The organism is Microcystis sp. M49636_WE2, assembly GCF_030065375.1.
Taxonomy (GTDB): domain Bacteria; phylum Cyanobacteriota; class Cyanobacteriia; order Cyanobacteriales; family Microcystaceae; genus Microcystis; species Microcystis aeruginosa_C.
In genome coordinates this window covers 1-3,854 of sequence record NZ_JASJFG010000243.1, presented here as the reverse complement: position 1 = coordinate 3,854, position 3,854 = coordinate 1, and the positions used below count along the sequence as shown (strand labels likewise).

Sequence of the window (3,854 nt, the reverse complement as noted above, 5' to 3'; positions counted from 1 at the left end):
TAATCAGGGTAGTCCCCGCCGTTCGATCGGGGAAAATACGGCCAAAGCGATCGATGAAGAAGTTAAACAAATTATCGACGCTAGTTACCAAAAAGCCCTAGCAATTCTCAGTCACAACCGCAATTTATTAGAGTCCATTACCGCTAATCTTTTGACCACCGAAGTAATCGAAGGAGAAGAATTGCAAGAATTCTTAAATCAAGCGCAAATGGTCTGATCAATCCCCATAAATAGGGTCTGCTGAAAAAGTTTTTCGTGGGGAAGTGGGGTGTGGGGTGTGGGGAAGTGGGGAAGTGGGGAAGTGGGGCGAACAAAGCTGCCTTTTGCCTCTCCTCATAACTAGGGTTTGCTGAATAAATAATCGAGAATATCTAACTTAAGGAGAGGAGAGGATCAAGGCATTGGAAAACTGGTATTTCCCTGCTTTGACGGTTAATTTGCCCTTTTTCCAACCCAAAGAAACAGGAGAGTTATCTCGACTTAAACTGTTATAAAGGGCGAAATTTTTTGACCAATCGTGCTTTTGACCGTTACGAATTAAAATCGGCAGTAGATTGATTTGATTATAGGTCAATTGTAAACTCTGCCCTTGACTGCCTTTAAATAAAACCCTGCCCTGATTAATTTGAGTTAAATTTACTTGACTTTTTTGCTTAAATATGCTCTTAAAATTCTCATAACTGCCCTGGGTTGCCGCTTCTCCCACTTCCAGAGCAAAACCCGCATAATTGTTACCTGTGGGTAAAGCTTGGTAAGTATTATCATCGGGATAAGGGGAATTAGGAATCTCGATCATTTCAGGAGAAGAAAGATTTATTAATCTCAGGGCTAACCAAGTTTTTTCTAATTGAATAAACCAGATATTATTATCTTTTTCTACCTTGGCAGTTTTCGGTAATTGCCAGAAAAAAGCTTGATCTGCTGGTCGTAACCAGATTAAAAGATTGCGATATTGTCCGATTTCATCCCCGGGATTTTTGCCCGGTTTTACGCCATTTTTGCCGGTGTTAGCCACAAAAAAATCCACACCTTTGTGTTGATTAAAGGCCATTAATTTAAACGGGGCCACATCGCCATCAGGGAAAGTTCCCGCCAGACTACCCATTTGATAACTAGCCCCAATAAATTGAGTTTCCCAATAACCCGGACTTTGATTATTGCCCGGTTTCCAGTGTTCATACAGGGGTTTACTGGCGAGAATTTCTACCGGTTTATTAAAGTTTTTTCGGGCTAATTCCATCACTGCCAAAGGAGGACGATAACCACTGGTAATTAGATAAAGAGAGTCTAATTCCGGGCGATTATTAGCGACGGGGGTATCACCAAAGTATAACCAAAAAGTTCGGGCAGAATCCGATCGCATTACCCCATTACTACCACCATAATCACGTTTTACAGGGCCACCCCAACCGCCGCGATAATATTTAACACTAGCGGCCATGGATAACCAATCTAAGGTCATTTTTGCCCATTGTTTAACTTCCGTATCTTGAGCAAAATCGTAGAGATTGAGATAGGGAGCAAAGGTGTGACCGTGATAAACTTCTGAATCCCATTCTCCCATCCCGATGTTATATAAAGCTGAAACGTAACGCTTAATTTTACTTTTATAAATTTGACGAGTTGCTTCATTTCCGGTTTCTTCGGCCATCAGATAAACTGATGTTTCGCGCATCGCCCGCAGGTTATCAGTATTGCGACTATCTACCCATAAACCCCGTCTTGTTATACTCCAATCATTACCCGTTCCTTGGCCGGTACCGTGGACAGGGTGGGGCCGTTGTAAAGGGTCGGTTTCTGTCCAAATTTTCGCCGCATTATACATTCTCTGACGATAAACTGGATCGAGATACTTTCCGAGAAGAAAATATTTTCTAATTTGTCCTTTCAGGGTAAAAGAAAAATAATAATCTATATAATCAGTGTGGGCTTGTTCTTGTGTTTGTGGGTCATCCTGTTGCAGGAAATCTAGGGCTTTTTGCTGGTTTCCTGCCAAGAAATCAAACATGGCCATAGGATAGGATCTTTTCTCGTTTTCTCCCCACAAATTGCCATAACTTTCTGCCTGAGCAAAATGGTTAATAACTTCCTTAGCCCTTTGTTGAAATTCTGCCTCTAATTCCAGTGTCCAATCGTTAAGATATTGGGGTTTAACTTCGGCAACGGGGAAGGAAGCGATCGAGTTTTGAGAAACAGAATAGAGGGAATTAAAGCCAATGGTAAATAGGGCAATTATTCCCGCTAAAATTAGGTATTTAATTTTAGATCCAATCGTCATCTTCGGCAAATTCATCGATGTTTCCTTGATTTTCTGGGGACTGAGGTTGATTCTCTTTATCTAATTGTAAAGGTATTGGTTCGGGGGGGATAATTTCTGGTAATAATTCTTCGGGTTTTTGACCATCTACCTCCACCACGATCATTTCTGTGACGGGAAACCAAAGAATCCGTCCTTGATCGTCACAAACCGTCAGCGATCGAGATTTATCTGGAGTCTCAGTTGCGAAGAAATCTCCTAACATTTTAGTGGGTAAAATATTCTTACTTTCACCCCCACTAACTCCTAGGAATATATATTCGTTACCTGTGGTCAAATGTTGAACAATAATCGCCATAGTTAAAAAATTCAGTCAATGAAATGTACTTATAGCAGCTTTCATCAGAATGAGGCATGGGCAAGGGACTTAAACCCTTTGTTGGCAAAACTTGTCGATACCTCAGTAACGTGAAAAGCGCTATATTGATAGTTAACTTTTGAATGATAGCTTTCAGCCCTAAGCTTTCCACTGATAACTGATAACTGATTACTGATTACTGCTTAACTTGACTGCCGTGACTGCGAGGATCGGTTTGACTAGCACCCACAAGGACATTAAAATCAGAAGTCTGTCCCGTAGTGGTGGCATAGGGTAGGGTAGAATTAGTTAAAAGTGCCTCTAAATTAGCAGTTAAAATTGATTTTGGCTGTTCTCCGATCGCTTGGGCAACTGGTTGTCCTTGATTATTTAAAAAGACAAAATGGGGAATACCATCCACACGATAACGGAGAATTTCCGGCAACCATTTATTATTATCAACGTTGAGCATGACAAAATTAATGGCATTACCGTATTGTTTTTTAATTTCGGCAATTTCAGCGGCCATCGCCTGACAACTGGTACACCAATTAGCATAAAATTCTGTTAGGGTGGGTTTACCATTACTGAGGGCAAGATCGAAAGGTGTCGCTTTTTCCGCTTGCGCTTCCAAAGATACAGAACTAGCGGTGGTTTGAAACCCGAAGAAAATCGCTACACTAAGGATAACTGCCGTTACTGCCAGCAGCAGATTTCTGATTTTATTGGTGGGTGTGGTGGCTGTCATGGATAGTCTCTCAAAAATTATTCCTATCCTATCCTATCCTCATGAAAAAACGAGTTACTCTCACTTTTCCCAAAAAAGCCGTCCATATGCCCGTTACCTATCGACTGGCGAAGGATTTTAACGTCGCCGCTAATATTATCCGCGCCCAAGTTGCCCCCAATCAAGTGGGAACATTAGTATTAGAATTATCGGGAGATATCGATGAGTTAGAAGCGGCGATCAAATGGTTACAATTACAAAATATTGGCGTTTCCCAAGTTAGTCGCGAAATCGTCATTGATGAAGAAAAATGCGTCGATTGTGGCTTATGTACGGGAGTTTGTCCCACGGAAGCTTTAACCCTTGATCCGGAAAGTTTTCGTCTTAAGTTTTTGCGTTCCCGTTGTGTGGTTTGTGAACAATGTATCCCCACTTGTCCCGTGGCGGCAATTTCCACAAACTTGTAAAGTAGCAGTTATTAAATTAATTTTTTTGCCCATTTAAATAATAGC

4 protein-coding genes and 1 pseudogene are annotated in these 3,854 nt (G+C 41.3%); 2 read left to right on the top strand and 3 right to left on the bottom strand.

Going from position 1 to position 3,854, the window contains the following annotated elements:
- Nucleotides 1-217 (top strand): annotated as a pseudogene (locus tag PX484_RS05835) (cell division protein FtsH); the annotation flags it as partial.
- A gap of 159 nt (nucleotides 218-376) precedes the next feature.
- Here PX484_RS05835 and PX484_RS05830 read toward each other — a convergent pair.
- From PX484_RS05830 to PX484_RS05820, 3 genes are all read right to left on the bottom strand, one after another.
- Nucleotides 377-2,293, bottom strand: coding sequence for a hypothetical protein (locus PX484_RS05830; RefSeq protein ID WP_288103130.1), 1,917 nt, complete (start codon nucleotides 2,291-2,293; stop codon nucleotides 377-379).
- Nucleotides 2,262-2,615, bottom strand: coding sequence for a hypothetical protein (locus PX484_RS05825; RefSeq protein WP_004163816.1), 354 nt, complete (start codon nucleotides 2,613-2,615; stop codon nucleotides 2,262-2,264). The genes PX484_RS05830 and PX484_RS05825 overlap by 32 nt, the downstream gene beginning before the upstream one ends.
- 196 nt (nucleotides 2,616-2,811) lie before the next feature.
- Nucleotides 2,812-3,363, bottom strand: coding sequence for a thioredoxin family protein (locus PX484_RS05820; protein ID WP_004163817.1), 552 nt, complete (start codon nucleotides 3,361-3,363; stop codon nucleotides 2,812-2,814).
- 41 nt (nucleotides 3,364-3,404) lie between these two features.
- Between PX484_RS05820 and PX484_RS05815 the strand changes: the two genes are divergently transcribed.
- Nucleotides 3,405-3,809, top strand: coding sequence for an NIL domain-containing protein (locus tag PX484_RS05815; protein ID WP_287669907.1), 405 nt, complete (start codon nucleotides 3,405-3,407; stop codon nucleotides 3,807-3,809).
- Nucleotides 3,810-3,854 lie beyond the last annotated feature (45 nt).

Excerpts from the sequence above, each read along its gene's own strand:
- PX484_RS05830 (WP_288103130.1), bottom strand. The coding sequence starts at position 2,293 with ATGAATTTGCCGAAGATGACGATTGGATCTAAAATTAAATACCTAATT.
- PX484_RS05820 (WP_004163817.1), bottom strand. The coding sequence starts at position 3,363 with ATGACAGCCACCACACCCACCAATAAAATCAGAAATCTGCTGCTGGCA.
- PX484_RS05825 (WP_004163816.1), bottom strand. The coding sequence starts at position 2,615 with ATGGCGATTATTGTTCAACATTTGACCACAGGTAACGAATATATATTC.
- PX484_RS05815 (WP_287669907.1), top strand. The coding sequence starts at position 3,405 with ATGAAAAAACGAGTTACTCTCACTTTTCCCAAAAAAGCCGTCCATATG.